Raw genomic sequence first — 16,407 nt, 5'->3', positions numbered from 1 at the left:
CGGGCCATGGTCGCCGCTCGGGCCCGTCTCTAAGCTGGCAAGGGTCAGCGGAAGACCGCGGGGGACTCCGTCTCGCGGCGATCGCCATGACCCATGACGGTAAGGAGGTGACCGGATTGCGTACGGCGCAGCACACCCCCGCTTCCCTGCACGATCCGGCGCCGCGCCGCGAATCGGCGCACAGCCACGGCCACGGTCGGCCGCTGCGCGCCGCCTCTGTCCACGACCGGGTGGCGCTGGACGAGATCGAGCTCTACGCCGAGCTGATCATCGCGGCGCAGCGCAGTGACAAGCCGCTCTCCCGCGCGGACATCGACGCCGCGCTCGGCTTGCAGCCGCCGGAGCCGGCCCGGTCCTGTTGACGATCCGGGTCACCGACCAGCTGGCTCCCGCTCTTCGCGGTCCTAGGCAGATTGACCGAATTCACGGGTTTCGCCCCGGTTTAGCCAGGCTTCCGCTTGCCTGATCAACGCGTTTCGATCACGCAGTGAGATCGCCGGACCACGCCCCAGCGCTGAAGTGGCGCGCGGATGGGCGCACACGGCACATCGCGCGCCAGGAGCGTCTAACATCCTTGTGGTCACGGAACCGAGCAGTTCCGGTGCCACCGCTCCAGCCGGTCCGGCTTGATCCGCGTTAGCCGCGGATCCGCGCCGACCGGCTTTCGGGGCGGGAAGAACCCGACCCACACCTGCCCGGAGTGCCCAGTGCGCCTGCGTCTGACCCCGAAGGAGACGAGCTTCTACGACCTGTTCGCCAAGGCGGCGGACAACCTGGTCGTCGGAGCCGCTCTGCTTACCGAGCTGCTGGGCACCGACAAATCTGGGCGTGCGGTCATCGCCGAGCGGATGCGCGATGCGGAGCACACCGGCGATGAGGTTACCCACGCGATCTACCGCCAGTTGAACTCTTCGTTTATCACGCCTTTCGACCGCGAGGACATTTACCAACTCGCCGGCCGGCTCGACGACGTGATGGACGCGATGGAGGCGGCGGTCGACCTGGCCACGCTCTATCAGGTGGAGACGCTGCCGCCCGGGGTCGCCGATCAGGTGGACGTACTGGTGCGCGCGGCCGACCTGACCGCGGAGGCGATGCCGCGGCTGCGCTCCATGAAGGACCTGACCGAGTACTGGATCGAGATCAACCGGCTGGAGAACCAGGCCGACCAGGTCTACCGCAAGCTGCTGGCGCACCTGTTCTCCGGCGAGTACGACGCGATCACGGTGATGAAGCTGCGGGAGATCGTCGAGAACCTGGAGACCGCGGCGGACAACTTCGAGCACGTGGCGAACGCGATCGAGACGATCACGGTCAAGGAGTCCTGAGACCGTGCAGACGCTCGGCCTGATCACGGTCATCGTGGTCGCCCTCGGGTTCGCCTACACCAACGGGTTTCACGACTCGGCCAACGCGATCGCCACCTCGGTCTCCACGCGGGCGCTCACCCCTCGCGTCGCGCTGGTGATGGCGGGGATCATGAACCTGGTCGGCGCCTACGTCGGGCTGCAGCTCGGCGGCGGGGTGACCAAGTCCATCGTCAAGGGCATCATCGGCACGCCGGCGCACGGCACCGACGGCCTCGTGGTGGTCTTCGCCCTGCTGATCGGCGCGATCGCGTGGAACTTGATCACCTGGTACTTCGGCCTGCCGTCCTCCAGCTCGCACGCGCTGATCGGCGGCATGGTGGGCGCGGGCCTCGCGGCCGGGCTGACCGTGCACTGGGACGGGGTGTGGAGCAAGGTCGTACTGCCGATGCTCATCTCGCCGGTGGTCGGATTCCTGCTGTCCTTCGCCGTGATGATCGGCATCCTGTGGGCGTTCCGGCACCGCCGACCCGGCCCGGTCACCCGCGGGTTCCGGATGGCGCAGACCGTGTCAGCCGCCGGAATGGCGCTGGGGCACGGCATCCAGGACGCGCAGAAGACCATGGGCGTCGTGATGCTCGCGCTGATCGCCGGAGGCCACGCGAGCAACAACAGCCCGGTGCCGTGGTGGGTGCTGCTCACGGCGGCCCTGTCGATCTCGCTGGGCACCTACGCGGGCGGCTGGCGGGTCATGCGCACGCTCGGCCGCCGGATCATCGAGCTCGACCCGCCGCGCGGCTTCGCGTCCGAGACGGTGGCCTCGCTCGTGCTCTACTTCACCGCCTTCATCTATCCCGCACCGGTCTCCACGACGCACATCATCACCGGCTCGATCATGGGAGCCGGCGCGACCAGCGGGAAGAACGCGGTGCGTTGGGGCGTGGCGAAGAACATCGTCTACGCCTGGTGCATGACGATCCCGGCGGCGGGGGCGTGCGGGGCGCTGGCTTACGAGATCGTGCATGCGATCTTCGGCTGAACCGCCGACCCGGTGACAACAGACGGACCGGCGACAACAAGCTGGCCTATGACAATGGGCTGACCGGTGACAACAAACTGAGTTGACGTTGTTTCACGTGGATCATGTACTCAGCTGCTGATTCGCTCCGTGCCCGCTTCTTAGGACTGACATCTCATCCGACCGCGGCCGAGGGCAGCGCGAACTCGCACCACACCGACTTGCCGGCATCGAGCTGTCGCGCGCCCCAGGAGGAGGCGAGCGCGGCGACGATGCCGATGCCGCGGCCGTCCTCGTCGGTGTCGTTGGCTAGGCGCCGCCGCGGCAGGTGATCGTCGCCGTCCGAGACGTCCACGATCAGCCTGCGGTCGGTGCGGCGCAGCCGGAGCCGGACCGGCGGCCTGCCGTGAATCGTCGCGTTGGCCACGAGCTCGCTGACCGCCAGCACGCCGGTGTCGCACAGATCCTCGCCGACATGCCAGCTGCGCAGCACCCCGGAGGCGAAGGCGCGGGCATGCGCGGCAATCTCGGTGCCGCCGACCAGGTCGATCCCGGCGGAGCGGAACAGCTCGGCGCGCTCACCCTGCCAGCGCGGCACGTGCACGACCAGCAGCGCCACGTCGTCGTCGTGGTCGGCGGGCAGGTCCATACCGGCCAGCAGTTCGTCGCGCACCAGGTCTACCGGGCCGATCCGGCGCGGCCCCTGTCGTTCGGCCGAGCGCGGCGCGGGCAGCTGCGGGGCTCCGGCCAGGATCGTGCGCAGCCGGGCGAGTTGCTCGTCGAGGTCAGTACCACGCCGCTCGATCAGCCCGTCGGTGAACAGCGACAGGTAGGAGCCCGGCGGCATCGCGATGCAAGCCTCCTGCCAGGTCCACTCGTCGGTGCCGAGCGGCGGGCCGCCGGCGGCGTCGAGCTCGACGACCGTGCCGTCCGGCAGGCGCAGCAGCGGCGCGGGATGGCCGGCGTTGGCGTAGGTGAGCACGTGATCGTCGGGGTCGTAGACGGCGTAGACGGCCGTGGCCAGCGCGCCGAAATCGCAGGCGCCCGCGGTAGCCGAGCCCACGGCGTAGGCGACGCCTTCCAGTTCGGCGGCATGCCGATCGAGGTGTAGCAACAGCTCACCGGGTGGCAGATTGGCCGCAGCGTACGCTCGCACGGCGGCACGCAGTTGGCCCATTACGGCGGCCGCGTGCACCCCGCGTCCCATCACGTCACCCATGACGAATGCGGTACGTCCCGCCCCGAGCGGAATCACGTCGTACCAGTCGCCGCCGACCTGGTACTCACCGGGCTCGTTGTCGCGCCGCCAGACGTCCGACAGGTGCTCGAGCTGATGGTCCGCTGCACCCGGCAGGTACACGCCGGCGATGCGCAGGTCGTCGGGTTGAGAGAGACGTTGCGGTAACAGCGAGCGCTGCAACGCCACGGCTGCGTACCGATGCCGCCGCTCCCCCGCACGAAGCCGGTCTACCGCAGCGGCCTGGTCAGTGCAGTCGATGATGTTGACGAGCGCGCCGGTGACAGGTCCGCCCTCGGGATGATGCACTGGCGAACAGGTGACGCGCAGCACTGCGGGACGCCTGGCGGCGCCATACCCGTTAACGCGCACCTCGGGCGCGACATAAACGGTGCCGGTCGCGTAGACATGGTCGAGTGCGTCCAGCAGGCCGAGCTGCTCGAACTGCGGGACCAAGCCGGCCAGCGGCCCGCACGCCCGGTCCGAGAGGCCGAAGGCGTCCCGGAAGGCGCGGTTGAGGAAATCGACCCGGTGATCGTGGTCTCGCACCAGCGCGACCGCGCCGGGCGCGGTACCGAATGCCGCGGCCAGCAGCGTGCCGACCCGCTCGCCTGCCGGGTAGCCGCCGTCGCCGGGTTCCAGCAGCGCCTCGGTGAGGTCGTCCCCGAACTCATCGAAGCCGGGCTCGCGCAGTGCGGTGTTCTTCAGCATGGGGTTACTCGCGGCAGTCTCATCTAAGGCGGTGTCATCACGGGCGGCGGTGCCCCTGGAGGCGGCGAAGTCCTTCGGGGTCGATTGGCGCGGGACGGCGCGGTCGGACAACGCCGCAGACGGCGCGTCGGGCTTCCATGACACGGGTAGTGGCGTCCTCTCCAAGTGCCCGCCGCTCGGCTCCCGACCGTACGCACGTCTCGTCAGCGTCCGGTCGGCGGCGCGGACGGAGCCGCGCATTCGGAGCCGGACCACTCGCCCCACCCGGAACAGCAGGTGAGGCCAGTCTGCCGGACTGCGCAGCGCGGGGAGGGGGACTGCCACGATCAACCATTCGATCGAGGGACAACCGGGACCTGCTCCGGCCGCGTTCGGCCAGGCTGGCGACGGTTCCCGCCTGCTCACCCGAACGGATGACCCCGAACGGAGGACGCGGAAGCCGTCACGAGACGAGGATCAGCGCAGCTGCGCGATTCGGTGCTATGAACAGCCCGGAATCGCTCCGGAGCTGCCTCCTCCCTGAGCCGCGGCCAGCTGGAGCAGGCCGCACAGGGTGCTGTCGGAGACGAGCCACTGGCCGTTCTGCTTGATGGCCTTGCCGGCCATGCCGCCCATCATCACCGTGCCGTTGAGCGCGATCTGGTAGGTCACGTCCGCGTCGTTCGCGTCGGGGAAGGTGACCTTCTGCACGGTCGCGCTGGCCTGCCCGACCCGCGGATCGGCGGCGAAGGCCTGCAGCGCCGGTTTCATGGTGGTGGTGCCGTTCTGCAGCAGCATTTCCTTCTGGCTGATCGGCGTGTCCTTGGAGAAGAAGGACTGCCAGACCTGGGTCACCGCGGCGGTGTCGGCGCTTTGGCCGCCGGTGGCGGAGGCGGAGGCGCCCGCGGAGGTCGACGACGAAGCCGACGAGTTGTTGCCGGAGCTGCTACACCCGGCTATCAGCGCCACTCCCGTCAAAGGGATGAGGATACGGATGAGGAGCCTCATGATTACCGCCTCTCCCGCACGACACGGTTCTGCCATACCATCATCGCGCGGTTGGGCGACTTTGTTGAGGGGTGCCGGTGGTTGTCCGCTTTGGTCCCGGTGTGGATGTCGGCTGGGTGGTCGCGGCCGTGGGCATCGGGATGGACGTGGTCGGCTGGTATCAGATCTCCGGGCAGCCCACCGAGGCGCAGCAACTGCCGTATCTAGCCTCGGCCACGATCCCCGGAGCGGCGCTGATCGTGGCAGGTGCGGTGCTGATCGCGGCGCGCCGCCGCGCGGAGCAAGGCGGCAGCCGGGGCGGGATCGAGGGGCTGGCCGGGGCCGGGAGTACTCAGGCGCGGTCGGGCCGGCGCGACGGGCTTTGGGCCTTGCCGGACGGCAGCTACCTGCATCGCGGCGACTGTCCCCTGCTCGACGGGAAACCGGAGGCCTTCGAGGTGTCACGGGACGCGGATGGCTCGGCGCCGAGCCGCGCCTGCCCCATCTGCGAGCCGGACCTGGTCAGCGCCGCTTAGCGGGGCGGACGCGGCCGAGATGGGGATCGTGAAAGCCGTGAAAGCGCCGCCGTCGGGGCGGGCTCCGGTTCGACACGGCGCGGTAGCCCGAAGAACCACGGCGATGCGGGGCGGGTCAGGGCAGCTGACGATCGCGGGGCTAAGGAGCGGACCGGCGCGGCAGCAGTCCCACGGACAAACGCCGTGAGCGCCGGGGCAGGACAGCTCGCGATCGCGGGGCTCGGGATCGGCGCGGTGGCCGGTCTGTCCGGGCTGGGAGTCATCGCGACGTACCGCGTCACCGGCGTGCTTAATGTCGCCTTCGGTGCGATCGGGATGATGGGCGCCTTCCTGCTGCGCGCGGCCGTGCGCGAGTGGGGCATGCCGACAGCCTTGGCAGTCGCGCTGATCCTGCTCGTTTGTGCTCCGCTGTTCGGGCTGCTCATCGACGCGGCGGTTTTCCGCCCGCTCCAGCAGCGCGCCGCCGGGGTCGCGGCCGAGCTCACCGCGGGATTCGGCATCACCGTCCTTCTGGTCGGCATCGCGACGGCGGTGTGGGGTTCCGGCGCGCGGACGGATGCGCCTTCGCTGCTGCCCGCCGGTTCCGTTCAACTCGGCGACCTCACCGTGCCCCTCGGGGTCCTGGTCGAACTCGGGCTGCTCACGGCGGTCGCCGCTGCTTTGGTTCTCCTCGCCCGCGGTCGCACGTTCGGCGTAGCGATTCGTGCCGTAGTGGACGATCGCGGCCTGGCTGAGCTGAGCGGCCTGCCGGCGCGGCGGCTCGGGCGGCTGGGTTGGGCGGTGGGCTGCGCACTGGCCGCCGCGGCCGGGATGCTGCTCGCGCCGCAGCTGCGGCTCGATCCGGTGACGTTCACCTTGGTGCTGTTCGAGACGCTGGGTGTCGTGGTGGCCGCGCGGCTGGTCAATCCGGCGGTCGCCATCGGCGTGGCGCTGGCCACCGGTATCGGGCAGGCGGAGCTGATCGGCGTGCAGCTTGGCGGCCGGGCGGGCGAGGTGCTCGCGGCGGTGCGCTCGAATCTGTTCGTGGCGGTGCTGCTGGTGGCGGTGTGGGTGGCTCCGGCGTTCCAGGAGGCGCGCGAACGGGTCTCGATCCTGCCGCGTAAAGGCACGCTGGCTGAACACATCGGCGGCTGGTGGCCGGTCGTTGCATTAGGCGTCGCGGCGGCGTGGCTACGGCCACAGGACATCGGTACCGCTCAGCTCATCCCGCCGCTCGCGGTGGTGTTGCTCTCGTTCCGAGCGCTCAGTTCGGTCGGTCTCATCTCGCTCGGTCAGACCGCGTTCGTCGGGGCGGGCGCGCTAGTAGCCGCTTGGACGCCGCGCTTCGGCCTGATCGCCGCACCGGCCGCGGGTGCGGTGCTCGGCCTGCTTTTCGCGTTGCCGGTGGCCCGGAAGCGGCCGCTGCACCTCGCGCTGACCACGCTCGCGCTGGCCACCGCGGCGAGCCGGTTCATGTTCGAGCAGCCGCTGTTCACCCCGCCGCTCGCGGGCCGGCCCGGGTTTCTGGTGGGCGATCGTGGGTTCCTGCTGGCGGAGGCGGTGGGCTTGGGTGTGGTGGTGCTCGCCTTGCTGCCGCTGGATCGGGGCTGGGTCGGTCGGCGGCTGGCGGCGATCCGGGACAGCGAACCGGCGGCTCGCATGCTCGGCGGTGACGTGGAGCGCGTTCGAGTCCTGGTCTTCGCGGGTGGCGCGGCGGTGGCGGCGTTCGGCGGAGCGTGGTGGGTGTACGCGACCGGGGCGTTCGACGCGAGCGCATTCGATCCGCTGCGCGGCCTGATCTGGCTGGCGGCGGCTACGGCCGTCGGCGTCTCCAGCGCGCCGTCGCTGATCCTGGCGGCGGCGGGGATGGTGGCTGCGGACGCTGCGATTCCAGGAGCTTCCGCGATCATCGTAGGAATCGCGGCGTTGACGGTTCCGTGGCTGCGTGGCGAGCCGGTACTGCCGAGGACCGCACGATGACTGTGGCACTTCGTTGCTCCGACGTGTATGTGCGGTACGGCGGCATCGAAGTACTGCACGGTGTCGGTCTGGCGGTACCGTTCGGAGCCGTTACCGCGCTCGTCGGTCCGAACGGCGCCGGGAAATCCACGCTGCTGAGCTGGTGCGCGGGAGCTCCGAGTACCGCGACCAGTGCCGGCGGGAGGCTGGAGCTGGCCCGTGCTGCCGCGGGACACGAGCAGCTAGCTGACGCCACGTCATGGTCCGCGAGCCGCCGCGCGGCCTTGGGTCTGCGCCTGGTGCGCTCGGGCGTCAACGTGTTCCAGAGCCTGACGGTCAAGGAGAACCTGCTGGCGGCTGGCGATCCGGACGCTGCTCTTGAACGCGGCGCGCTCGAGCTCTTCCCTGAGCTTGAACCGTTGCTTTCACAGCGGGCCGGAACACTTTCCGGCGGCCAGCGGCAACTGCTCGCGATCGGATGCGCCCTCGGCAGCCGATGGCGAGTGCTGCTCGTCGATGAGCCGGTTCAGGGCCTTGCGCCAGCGTTGGCCGACCGCGTCTACGCGGCATTGGCCGCAGCGGCAACACCGGAACGTGCGGTCCTCATCGCCGACCCGGTCACGCATCGCGCCGCAGAAGCCGCCGATTTTGTTTGGCGGCTGGAACGCGGACGCGTCGTCTTCGCGGGAGAGGCAACGGAGTTAACGCGCGGTCCGAGCGCTTAACGAGCAACTATGGGGCGTAAGAGATCACCGGACCGGTGAAGCAGTTCGTGTTCATGTCCGGCACCTGTGTTACCCAACCGCCTGTTCCGTTCTCGGCAGAGTCCTGCCAGCGTGCCACGTTAAGGCAGCCGACCTGCGTCGCCGCCGGCTGCGTTACCACGAAGTCGGTCGGGATGATCAGTCCGTGCGCATCGTACTTCTCGGGCCGATTCATGAATTGCTCGATGCAGGAACGAGACACGGACGCGCCACAGGACGCAATCGCGTCGGTAAGCCACTGCGCTGACGCCCAGCCCTCCAACTCCCACATCGACAGCTTGTCCTGCCGATCCGGAAAGTACTTCTGCATCGCCGCCCGGAAGGCCGCCACCTCGGGATACTTCGTGTCCGCGTAGTTGCGATCGGACGCTGTCGCGTACAGCACGTTGCGACAGCGCGGCGCACCGGAATAGGTGCCCGCGACGGTCTGATCCCAGCTCTGCACGGTGGTGACCTTGGCGATGAGGTTGAGGCCGACCTGGTCGATCGCCGCGCACAGGCGGCCGTTGCCGCTGGTGTCGATGGCATCGAACACGACCTGCACGCCGCGGGCCTTCAGATCGGAGGCGGTGGCGGCGAAGTTCGGCAGGGCGAAGTCCACCTGCTCGTTGACCACGGAGTACCCGGCGGCACGCAGCCCGGCGGCGGTGTACTGCGCAAAGCGGACCGAGTCGGGCTGGTTGTACGCGACGACTGCCGCCACATGCGCGCCGAGCCGCTGCTTGAAGTATTCGTATACCTCGGTGCCCCCGTACAGGCGGCCGTTCCATCCGACCGAGCCTTGACGCGGTTCGTCCGAGCCATAGATGGAGTACAGGTGCGGGTACTGGTCGTACGCCTGCCCGATCGGCTGCCCGCCGATATCAGGCACATCGTGCGAGCTTACGTACGCCGCGCCTGCGTACTCGAGGATCGAGTTGCCCGCGAAGGCGAGGACGCGGTCCGTGTCGATCAGCTTGTGCACGCACTGTTGGTTACCGAGTCCGCTGCCGCTGTCGTCGCATTGATCCACAACGATCTTGCGGCCGTTGACGCCGCCGGAGGCGTTCAGCGCGTCGAAGAAGGCGCGCGCCCCGTAGCCGGGTCCGGAGAAGGCGTCGACGCCCAGGGCGCTGGTGATCGAGTCGATCATGCCGACCTTGATCTGTGTCGCGGACACGCCGTCGACGAACACGTTCCCCGGCGAGGCCGCAGGCTGGCTGAAGGCGCTCGCCGGCAGCCGGGTTCCGCAGCCGGCCACCGCGCCGAGCAGGAGGAATGCGACCGCCGCGCGCCACGCTTTCGGGCTCTTCACCACGCCGCTGCCTTTCCCCACCGACCCAGGCGCCATGCCGCGCGCCCCTGGAGTGTCGGCTGAGTGGACCGCGCGGTACGCCGGGCGGAGGATTGGCCTGTGCCTGAATCCAACACCGCACCTGAGTCGACAGTGTCCGAATCAACCGCAGCGTCCCCCACCACAGCCTCCGAGGACGTGTTCGACGTCATCGTGATCGGCGCCGGCCCGGTCGGGGAGAACGTCGCCGATCGTGCCCGGGCAGCCGGGCTGACCGTGGCCCTCATTGAGAGTGAGCTGGTCGGCGGCGAGTGCTCGTACTGGGCCTGCATGCCGAGCAAGGCGCTGCTGCGGCCGGTCGCCGCGCTGGCCGAAGCGCGTGCCGTGGCCGGTTCCCGCGAGGCGGTGACCGGGAAGCTCGACGCGGCCGCGGTTTTCGCCCGGCGGGACGAGTTCACCTCGCACTGGAAGGACGACGGGCAGGCCGGCTGGGTCGATTCGATCGGCGCCGTGCTGGTGCGCGGGCACGGCCGGCTCGCCGGGCCGCGGCGGGTCGAGGTCGACACACCGGATGGTGGCGTACGGCGGCTGGCCGCGCGGCACGCGGTGGCCGTGTGTACCGGCAGCGACGCGCTCATCCCCGATCTGCCGGGCGTCGCGCAGGCCAAGCCGTGGACCAGCAGGCAGGCGACCAGCGGCCGCGACGTCGAGCGGCTGGTGATCGTCGGCGGCGGCGTGGTCGGCGTGGAGATGGCGACGGCCTGGCGCGCGCTCGGCGCCGAGGTGACGCTGCTGATCCGTGAGGCGGCGCCGTTGCCGCGGATGGAGCCGTTCGTCGGCGAGATGATCGCGAGCAGCCTGAGCGAGGCCGGGGTCAAGGTGCGCACCGGCGTCACCGTCACCGGGCTCGACCGGCCGACGCAGGGCGGTCCGGTCAGCGTCTTGCTGGCGGACGGTCAGAAGATCGAGGGCGACGAGGTGCTGTTGGCGGTCGGTCGCACGCCCCGCACCAAGCATCTCGGCTTGGAGACCGTCGGTCTGGAGACCGGTTCGTGGCTGAAGGTGGACGATTCCTGTCGTGTGCAGGGCGTGGACGGCGATTGGCTGTTCGCGGTCGGCGACGTGAATCACCGCGCGCTGCTGACGCACCAGGGCAAGTACCAGGCGCGTATCGCGGGCACGGTGATCGGAGCGCTGGCGCGCGGGGAAGCGCTCGACATGCAGCGGTGGAGCCCGCACGTCGCGACCGCCGACATCGATGCGGTACCGCAGGTCGTCTTCACGGAACCGGAGGTGGGTTCGGTCGGCAAGACCGCGGACGAGGCTCGCCGCGCCGGACTCAACGTGCGCGTCGTCGACTACGACCTCGGTCAGGTCGCCGGTGCGTCGCTTTTCGCGGACGGCTATCGGGGGCGGGCCCGCATGGTCGTCGATCTGGATCGGAACGTGCTGCTCGGCGTGACCTTCATCGGCTCCGGAGTCGCCGAACTGGTGCATTCCGCGACGGTCGCGGTGGCGGGTGAAGTGCCGATCGACCGGCTTTGGCACGCCGTGCCTTCGTACCCGACGATAAGCGAGGTCTGGCTGCGACTCCTGGAAACCCTCCGCGGCTGACCACCCGCCAGGTCGACAGCGCGACGAACGGAAACCCAGCGCGATGTGTTGGAGCCCGACCGCGGACCTCGTCACAGGGTGCGCGATCACCGCGGTCGGCGCGCTGTGCGTCGCGAGCACGCGCCGTGCCCGCGATCTGCCACTGGCCGCACTGCCGGTACTGCTCGGCGTGCATCAGCTGATCGAGTCTGTGGTCTGGCGCAATGCGGATAACGCGTCTCACGCATCTGCGTCGGGAGTTGCGACGATCGGCGGTACGGCGGCGTTGCTGTGGGCGGTGATCGCGTTTCCTTTGCTGCCTGCGTTCGTGCCGCTTGCGGTACTGAGTGCGGCCTCGCACTGGAGTCGGTTTCGTATCGCGCCGTTCGTGCTCGTCGGCCTGGCGACGTCAGCCGTGCTCGGACATGTGATTGCGGCTGGAGCGGTAACCGCCAGACCTGTCGGTCACACGATGCGGTACGGCATCCAGCCAATTCCCTTAGGCGTGTTGGTCGTCGCCGGGTATCTCGTGGCGACCATCGGTTCGCTGCTCGTCAGCGACCAACCGGAGATCCGGATGCTCGGCCTCGTCGTCGCGGTGGGCGCGCTGGCTTGCTATGCGCTGTGGCGGGCTGAGTTCGTTTCCACCTGGTGCGCGTTGGCCGCCGTAGCCAGTGCATTGATTCTGCACTGGCTACGGCGGCCAAGGAAGATCAGGCGCGCGCCCGATCCGCTTAGACGGTCACGGATTCCTGCTCGATGAGCTCGTCCAGCTCGGCCGGCTCAACACTCTGAACCGGGGCGCCCTCGGCCGCGATTTCCGCCTGGGCCGGAGCGTGACCGGTGCGCCGAGCGTGGCGCGGCAGCATGAAGCCGAGCACGAAGGCGGCAGCGACCAGCGCGAGCGTGATCAGGGTGACCCGCTCGGCGGCGGCGAAGTAGGTCGCCGACCCGGCGTGCGCGCCGATCATCCCGAAGAACACCGTGCCGAGGCCCGCGACGCCGACCGAGGCGCCGAGCTGCTGCAGCGACTCCAGGATCGCCGAGGCCGAGCCGACCTCGCGGTCGCTGATCTCGCCCATGATGATGTCGAAGAGCGGGACGAAGATCATGCCCATGCCGAGGCCGTAGCCGCCGAGCACCGGGGCCAGGCTCCAGCCGCTCAGACCGGTGTGCGAGTGCGTGTACACCAGGTACAGGCCGACCAGGCTGACCGCCATGATGGCCAGGCCAATGTGGATGATGCGGCGGCCGAGCTTGTACATCATCGTGGCGCCGAAGCCGGAGCCGAAGAAGGCGCCCACCGCCCACCAGACCATGGCCAGCGCCGCGCGCACCGGGCTGTAGCCAAGGCCGAGCTGCAGCAGCAGGCCGGTCACCAGGGAGAAGCCGACGATCGCGCCGAAGAAGACCAGGGTGAACAGCGTGCCGCCGGCGTAGGAGCGCTTGGTCAGGACACTGAACTCGACCAGCGTGTTCGCGCCGCGGCGGGTGCGGCGGGCCTGGTGCGCGGCGAAGAGGGCGAAGGCCGCGATCGCGCCCGCGCCGATCCCGGCCAGCCACGACGGCCAGCCGAGCTCGCGACCCTGCACCAGCGGGTAGACCAGCAGGAACATCGCGACCCCGGCGAGCAGCGCGCCGGTTCCGTCGAGCCGGACGGTCCGGCCGGAACGCGCGCCGCGCGGCAGTGCCTTCAGGCCGGCGAGCAGGGCGAAGAGCGCCAGCGGTACGTTGATGCCGAAGACCATCCGCCAGCCGGTGCCGAACAGGTTCGCGTCGATCAGCGTGCCGGCCACGACCGGGCCCAGGATGGTGGACAGGCCGATCACCGGACCGAGCGCGCCGAACGCCTTGCCGAGCTCTTGCGGCGGGAACAGGTCCCGGATCAGCCCGAAGCCCTGCGGGATCATCACCGCGCCGAACAGGCCCTGCACGACACGTGCCGCGATGAGCAGCTGCGGGTCCGGGGTGATGGCGCAGCCCAGCGAGGAGAGCGCGAAGCCCGCGACCCCGATCATCAGCATCCTGCTGCGGCCGAACAGGTCGCCGAGCCGGCCGCCGGTCATCAGGCCGACCGCGAGGGCGAGGGTGTACCCGGCGGCGATCCACTGGATGTCCGAGTAGGAGGCGCCCAGGTCGCGGCGGATCGAGGGCGCCGCGACGTTGACGATCGTGGAGTCCAGCAGATTCATGATGATCGCGGTCAGCACCGCGAAGAAACCGAGCCAGCGGTGGGTCGGCGCCGCGGCGCCGGTCGCCTCGGATGTTGCTGTCATCACGGCCTCCGTTGTCACTCGTCCGGCAGCTGAGCTGTTCTTCGACGCACTCTTGATCGGATCGGGATTCGCTGTTTCTTCCATGCCTCCAGCTTGGCGCGCAATCAGGAACACTTGCTTCCTAATACGAAGGCAGAATAAGCAGCATGTTGGAGACCTCGGCGCGACTGCTGCGCCTCCTGTCGCTCTTGCAGACCCCGCGCGAGTGGACCGGCACTGAGCTGGCCGAACGCCTCGAGGTGACCACGCGCACGGTGCGCAACGACGTCGGCCGGCTGCGCGATCTCGGCTATCCGGTGCACGCCACGCGGGGTGCCGTCGGGGGGTACCGGCTCGCGGCCGGAGCGAACCTGCCGCCGCTCCTGCTGGACGACGAGGAGGCGGTCGCCGTCGCGGTCGGGCTGCGCACCGCGACCGTCGGCTCGGTGGCCGGAATCGAGGAATCGGCGCTGCGCGCGCTCGCGAAGTTGGAGCAGGTGCTGCCGGACCGGCTGCGGCGCCGCATCAATACGCTGCAGAGCTATACGGTCGCGGTCCCGCCGCCCCCGGACCGCAAGGGCTCGCGGGTGTCCGCCGAGGTGCTGACCGCGATCACCGCCGCGTGCCGGGACCGGGAGCGGCTGCGTTTCGACTATCACTCGCACGACGGGACTGCGAGCCGCCGCGACGTCGAACCGTACCGCCTGGTCAACTGGGGCCGGCGCTGGTACTTGGTGGCCTGGGACGTGCAGCGCGGCGCGTGGCGCACGTACCGGGTGGATCGGGTCGAGCCGAAGGTGCCGACCGGACCGCGTTTCGCTCCGCGCGAGCTGCCTGACGAGGATCTGGCCGGCTATGTGGCGCGCGGAGTCTCGACCGCCTCGTGGCGCTTCCGGGTGCGGATCACCGTGCACGCTTCGGCCGCGTTCATCGCGGAGCGGCTGCCGCCGTCGCTCGGCCCTGTGGAGGCTATCGACGAGGAGACCTGCGCGGTGGTGCTGGGCAACAACGACGTGGAGATGCTGGCGGTGTGGCTCGGCGCGCTCGGGCGGGACTTCGAGTTCAATCTCGACGAGGCTCCCGACCTGGCCCGGCATCTGCGCGTCCTGGCCGAGAGATACGACCGCGCCGCGGGCGGCTACGCAGCTTCCCGCGGCGCGGAGCCTGCCCCCGCGTGACGGCGGAGGCGGGGATGTAGGACGCGACGGCGGCGAGGATCAGCGCGACGGCGGCGGGGATCCCGGGGGCGGCACGGCGGCGAGGAGCACAGCCGCGACGATGAACGGCCGGTGCAGCCAGGCCAGCGTTCGCGCGAGGAAAGCCGACTGAGCGTGCGCCGAGAAGGTTCACAACCTGCTACCCCCTGGCCAAGTCTCTGGTTATAGGCGGTGCAGGTTATACGCGGTGCGGCCGGGCGGCGAGCCCGCGTTGAGCACTGACGTTGAGCACTGACGTTGAGCACTGACTTCGAGCTCTGTCGCCTCAGGAGGGCCGCGTGAGTCGTTCGCCGGGAAATGATCGCGAGGGGGCCGCGAGGTGCCATGCTGCTGCGATGGATCGACGTGGATTCGTGCGCGCCGCGGCGGGACTGGCGGCCGGCGGCATGGTCGGCGGTGCGGTCGCGGCCTGCGGTTCGAGCACCGGCCACGCACAGTCAAGCGCCGCGCCCGCGACTGGCGCCGGCACGTCCGGGTCGGCGGGTGCGAGCGCTGCCGCGCCGCCGCGCGCCTCCGCCTCGGCCGCCGACTGGTCCACGCTCGGCCGGGGACTGGCCGGCCAACTGGTCCGTCCGGGTGATTCCGATTACGGCACCGCGCGGCTGCTGTTCGATCCCCGCTTCGACGGACTGCGGCCGGCCGGAGTCGCGTTCTGCGAGAACCCCGCCGACGTGGCCGAGTGCCTTGCCTTCGTTCGCCGCTTCGCCGTGGCGGTAACGCCGCGTTCCGGCGGCCACAGCTACGCGGGCTATTCAAGCGGTCAGGGGCTGGTCATCGATGTGACGCGCATGAACACGGTCACGCAGGTCGGCTCTGGTACCGCACGCATCGGCGCCGGAACGCGTTTGGTCGATCTTTACGCAGGCCTCGATGCGCATGGCGTCACCGTTCCCGGCGGCTCATGCCCGACGGTCGGCGTCGCGGGTCTCGCGCTCGGTGGCGGCATCGGCGTGGTCACGCGGGCGTACGGCACTTTGAGCGACAACCTGCGGTCGGTGCAAATGGTGACGCCGGACGGGACGGTCCGGGAGTGCGACGGCGACCAGAACGCGGACCTGTTCTGGGCCTGTCGAGGCGGCGGCGGGGGCAATTTCGGGGTGGCGACCGCGTTCACGTTCGCTACGCACCCGACGCAGCAGATGGTGCTGTTCTTCCTGAACTGGCCCTGGTCTCAGGCCTCGAAGGTCATCGCCGCCTGGCAGTCCTGGGCCCCGAACGCCCCGGATGAGCTGTGGTCGAACCTGCACGCGCTTAGCAGTCCCGAGGGCGCCGGCGATACGCCGACGATCCAGGTCGGGGGAACATATCTGGGCTCGCTCGGCGGCGCGCAGGAGCAGATCAGCTGGCTGGTCGACCAGGTCGGCTCGACCCCGTACGGCTCGCCCTTCGTGAGCTCCCACGCGCACGCCATGATGATCGAGGCCGGCTGCTCGCAGCTGAGCACGGCGCAATGCCATCTGCCGTGGCAGAACCCGGCCGGCACGTTGCAGCGGGAGTCGGAGTTCGCCAAGTCGCACATCTTCACGCGCGCGCTTTCGCCGTCCGCGATCTCGGCGATCATCGCCGCGGTCGAACAGCGGCAACAGTTCGGC

The 16,407-nt window shown here is 69.8% G+C and carries 14 protein-coding genes; 10 read left to right on the top strand and 4 right to left on the bottom strand.

Annotated elements, in window-relative coordinates; all coding sequences use genetic code 11:
- Positions 1–86: 86 nt before the first annotated feature.
- The 3 genes from VFA06_RS18460 (at position 87) to VFA06_RS18450 (ending at position 2,346) form a co-directional block, all read left to right on the top strand.
- Positions 87–362 carry a hypothetical protein gene (locus VFA06_RS18460; protein ID WP_324841859.1) on the top strand — a complete coding sequence of 92 codons (276 nt, stop codon included), beginning with the start codon at positions 87–89 and terminating at the stop codon, positions 360–362.
- Between the two features lie 345 nt (positions 363–707).
- Positions 708–1,328: a DUF47 domain-containing protein gene (locus VFA06_RS18455; RefSeq protein WP_324841858.1), complete on the top strand. Its 621-nt coding sequence runs from the start codon at positions 708–710 to the stop codon at positions 1,326–1,328.
- Between the two features lie 4 nt (positions 1,329–1,332).
- Positions 1,333–2,346: an inorganic phosphate transporter gene (locus VFA06_RS18450; RefSeq protein ID WP_324841857.1), complete on the top strand. Its 1,014-nt coding sequence runs from the start codon at positions 1,333–1,335 to the stop codon at positions 2,344–2,346.
- Between the two features lie 154 nt (positions 2,347–2,500).
- On the opposite strand, the gene VFA06_RS18445 is transcribed toward VFA06_RS18450, so the two are convergent.
- Both VFA06_RS18445 and VFA06_RS18440 read right to left on the bottom strand, forming a co-directional pair.
- Complete coding sequence (locus tag VFA06_RS18445; protein WP_324841856.1) at positions 2,501–4,273, bottom strand: ATP-binding SpoIIE family protein phosphatase; 1,773 nt, start codon at positions 4,271–4,273, stop codon at positions 2,501–2,503.
- A 480-nt stretch (positions 4,274–4,753) separates the two neighbouring features.
- Positions 4,754–5,260, bottom strand: coding sequence for a hypothetical protein (locus VFA06_RS18440; RefSeq protein ID WP_324841855.1), 507 nt, complete (start codon positions 5,258–5,260; stop codon positions 4,754–4,756).
- Positions 5,261–5,361: 101 nt separating this feature from the next.
- Here VFA06_RS18440 and VFA06_RS18435 point away from each other — a divergent pair, with 101 nt between their 5' ends.
- The 3 genes from VFA06_RS18435 to VFA06_RS18425 all read left to right on the top strand — a co-directional run bounded on the left by VFA06_RS18435 (position 5,362) and on the right by VFA06_RS18425 (position 8,438).
- A complete protein-coding gene (locus VFA06_RS18435; protein ID WP_324841854.1) occupies positions 5,362–5,775 on the top strand; it encodes a hypothetical protein in 414 nt (137 codons plus the stop codon).
- A 183-nt stretch (positions 5,776–5,958) separates the two neighbouring features.
- The gene (locus tag VFA06_RS18430; protein WP_324841853.1) at positions 5,959–7,734 is read left to right on the top strand and encodes an ABC transporter permease subunit; all 1,776 of its coding nucleotides are present in this window, start codon (positions 5,959–5,961) and stop codon (positions 7,732–7,734) included.
- A 29-nt stretch (positions 7,735–7,763) separates the two neighbouring features.
- Positions 7,764–8,438: an ATP-binding cassette domain-containing protein gene (locus tag VFA06_RS18425; RefSeq protein ID WP_324841852.1), complete on the top strand. Its 675-nt coding sequence runs from the start codon at positions 7,764–7,766 to the stop codon at positions 8,436–8,438.
- 7 nt (positions 8,439–8,445) lie between these two features.
- Here the strand turns inward: VFA06_RS18425 and VFA06_RS18420 are convergent, their stop codons facing one another.
- Positions 8,446–9,771 carry an ABC transporter substrate-binding protein gene (locus VFA06_RS18420; protein WP_324841851.1) on the bottom strand — a complete coding sequence of 442 codons (1,326 nt, stop codon included), beginning with the start codon at positions 9,769–9,771 and terminating at the stop codon, positions 8,446–8,448.
- A 132-nt stretch (positions 9,772–9,903) separates the two neighbouring features.
- Here VFA06_RS18420 and VFA06_RS18415 point away from each other — a divergent pair, with 132 nt between their 5' ends.
- Entirely contained in the window at positions 9,904–11,364 is a 1,461-nt protein-coding gene (locus VFA06_RS18415; protein ID WP_414639930.1) for a dihydrolipoyl dehydrogenase family protein, read from the top strand.
- Positions 11,365–11,407: 43 nt separating this feature from the next.
- Positions 11,408–12,106: a DUF6629 family protein gene (locus VFA06_RS18410; RefSeq protein ID WP_324841849.1), complete on the top strand. Its 699-nt coding sequence runs from the start codon at positions 11,408–11,410 to the stop codon at positions 12,104–12,106.
- Here VFA06_RS18410 and VFA06_RS18405 read toward each other — a convergent pair.
- Positions 12,078–13,619, bottom strand: a complete 1,542-nt coding sequence (locus tag VFA06_RS18405) for an MFS transporter (protein ID WP_324841848.1) — start codon at positions 13,617–13,619, stop codon at positions 12,078–12,080. The genes VFA06_RS18410 and VFA06_RS18405 overlap by 29 nt on opposite strands.
- A gap of 146 nt (positions 13,620–13,765) precedes the next feature.
- On the opposite strand from VFA06_RS18405, the gene VFA06_RS18400 reads away from it, so the two are divergent.
- The gene (locus VFA06_RS18400) at positions 13,766–14,776 is read left to right on the top strand and encodes a YafY family protein (protein ID WP_324841847.1); all 1,011 of its coding nucleotides are present in this window, start codon (positions 13,766–13,768) and stop codon (positions 14,774–14,776) included.
- Between the two features lie 374 nt (positions 14,777–15,150).
- Positions 15,151–16,407: FAD-binding oxidoreductase (locus VFA06_RS18395; protein WP_324841846.1), on the top strand; the 1,257-nt coding region annotated here is incomplete at its 3' end.

This window comes from Actinocrinis sp. (assembly GCF_035653575.1).
Taxonomy (GTDB): domain Bacteria; phylum Actinomycetota; class Actinomycetes; order Streptomycetales; family Catenulisporaceae; genus Actinocrinis.
This window is presented reverse-complemented; position numbering and strand designations above follow the sequence as displayed.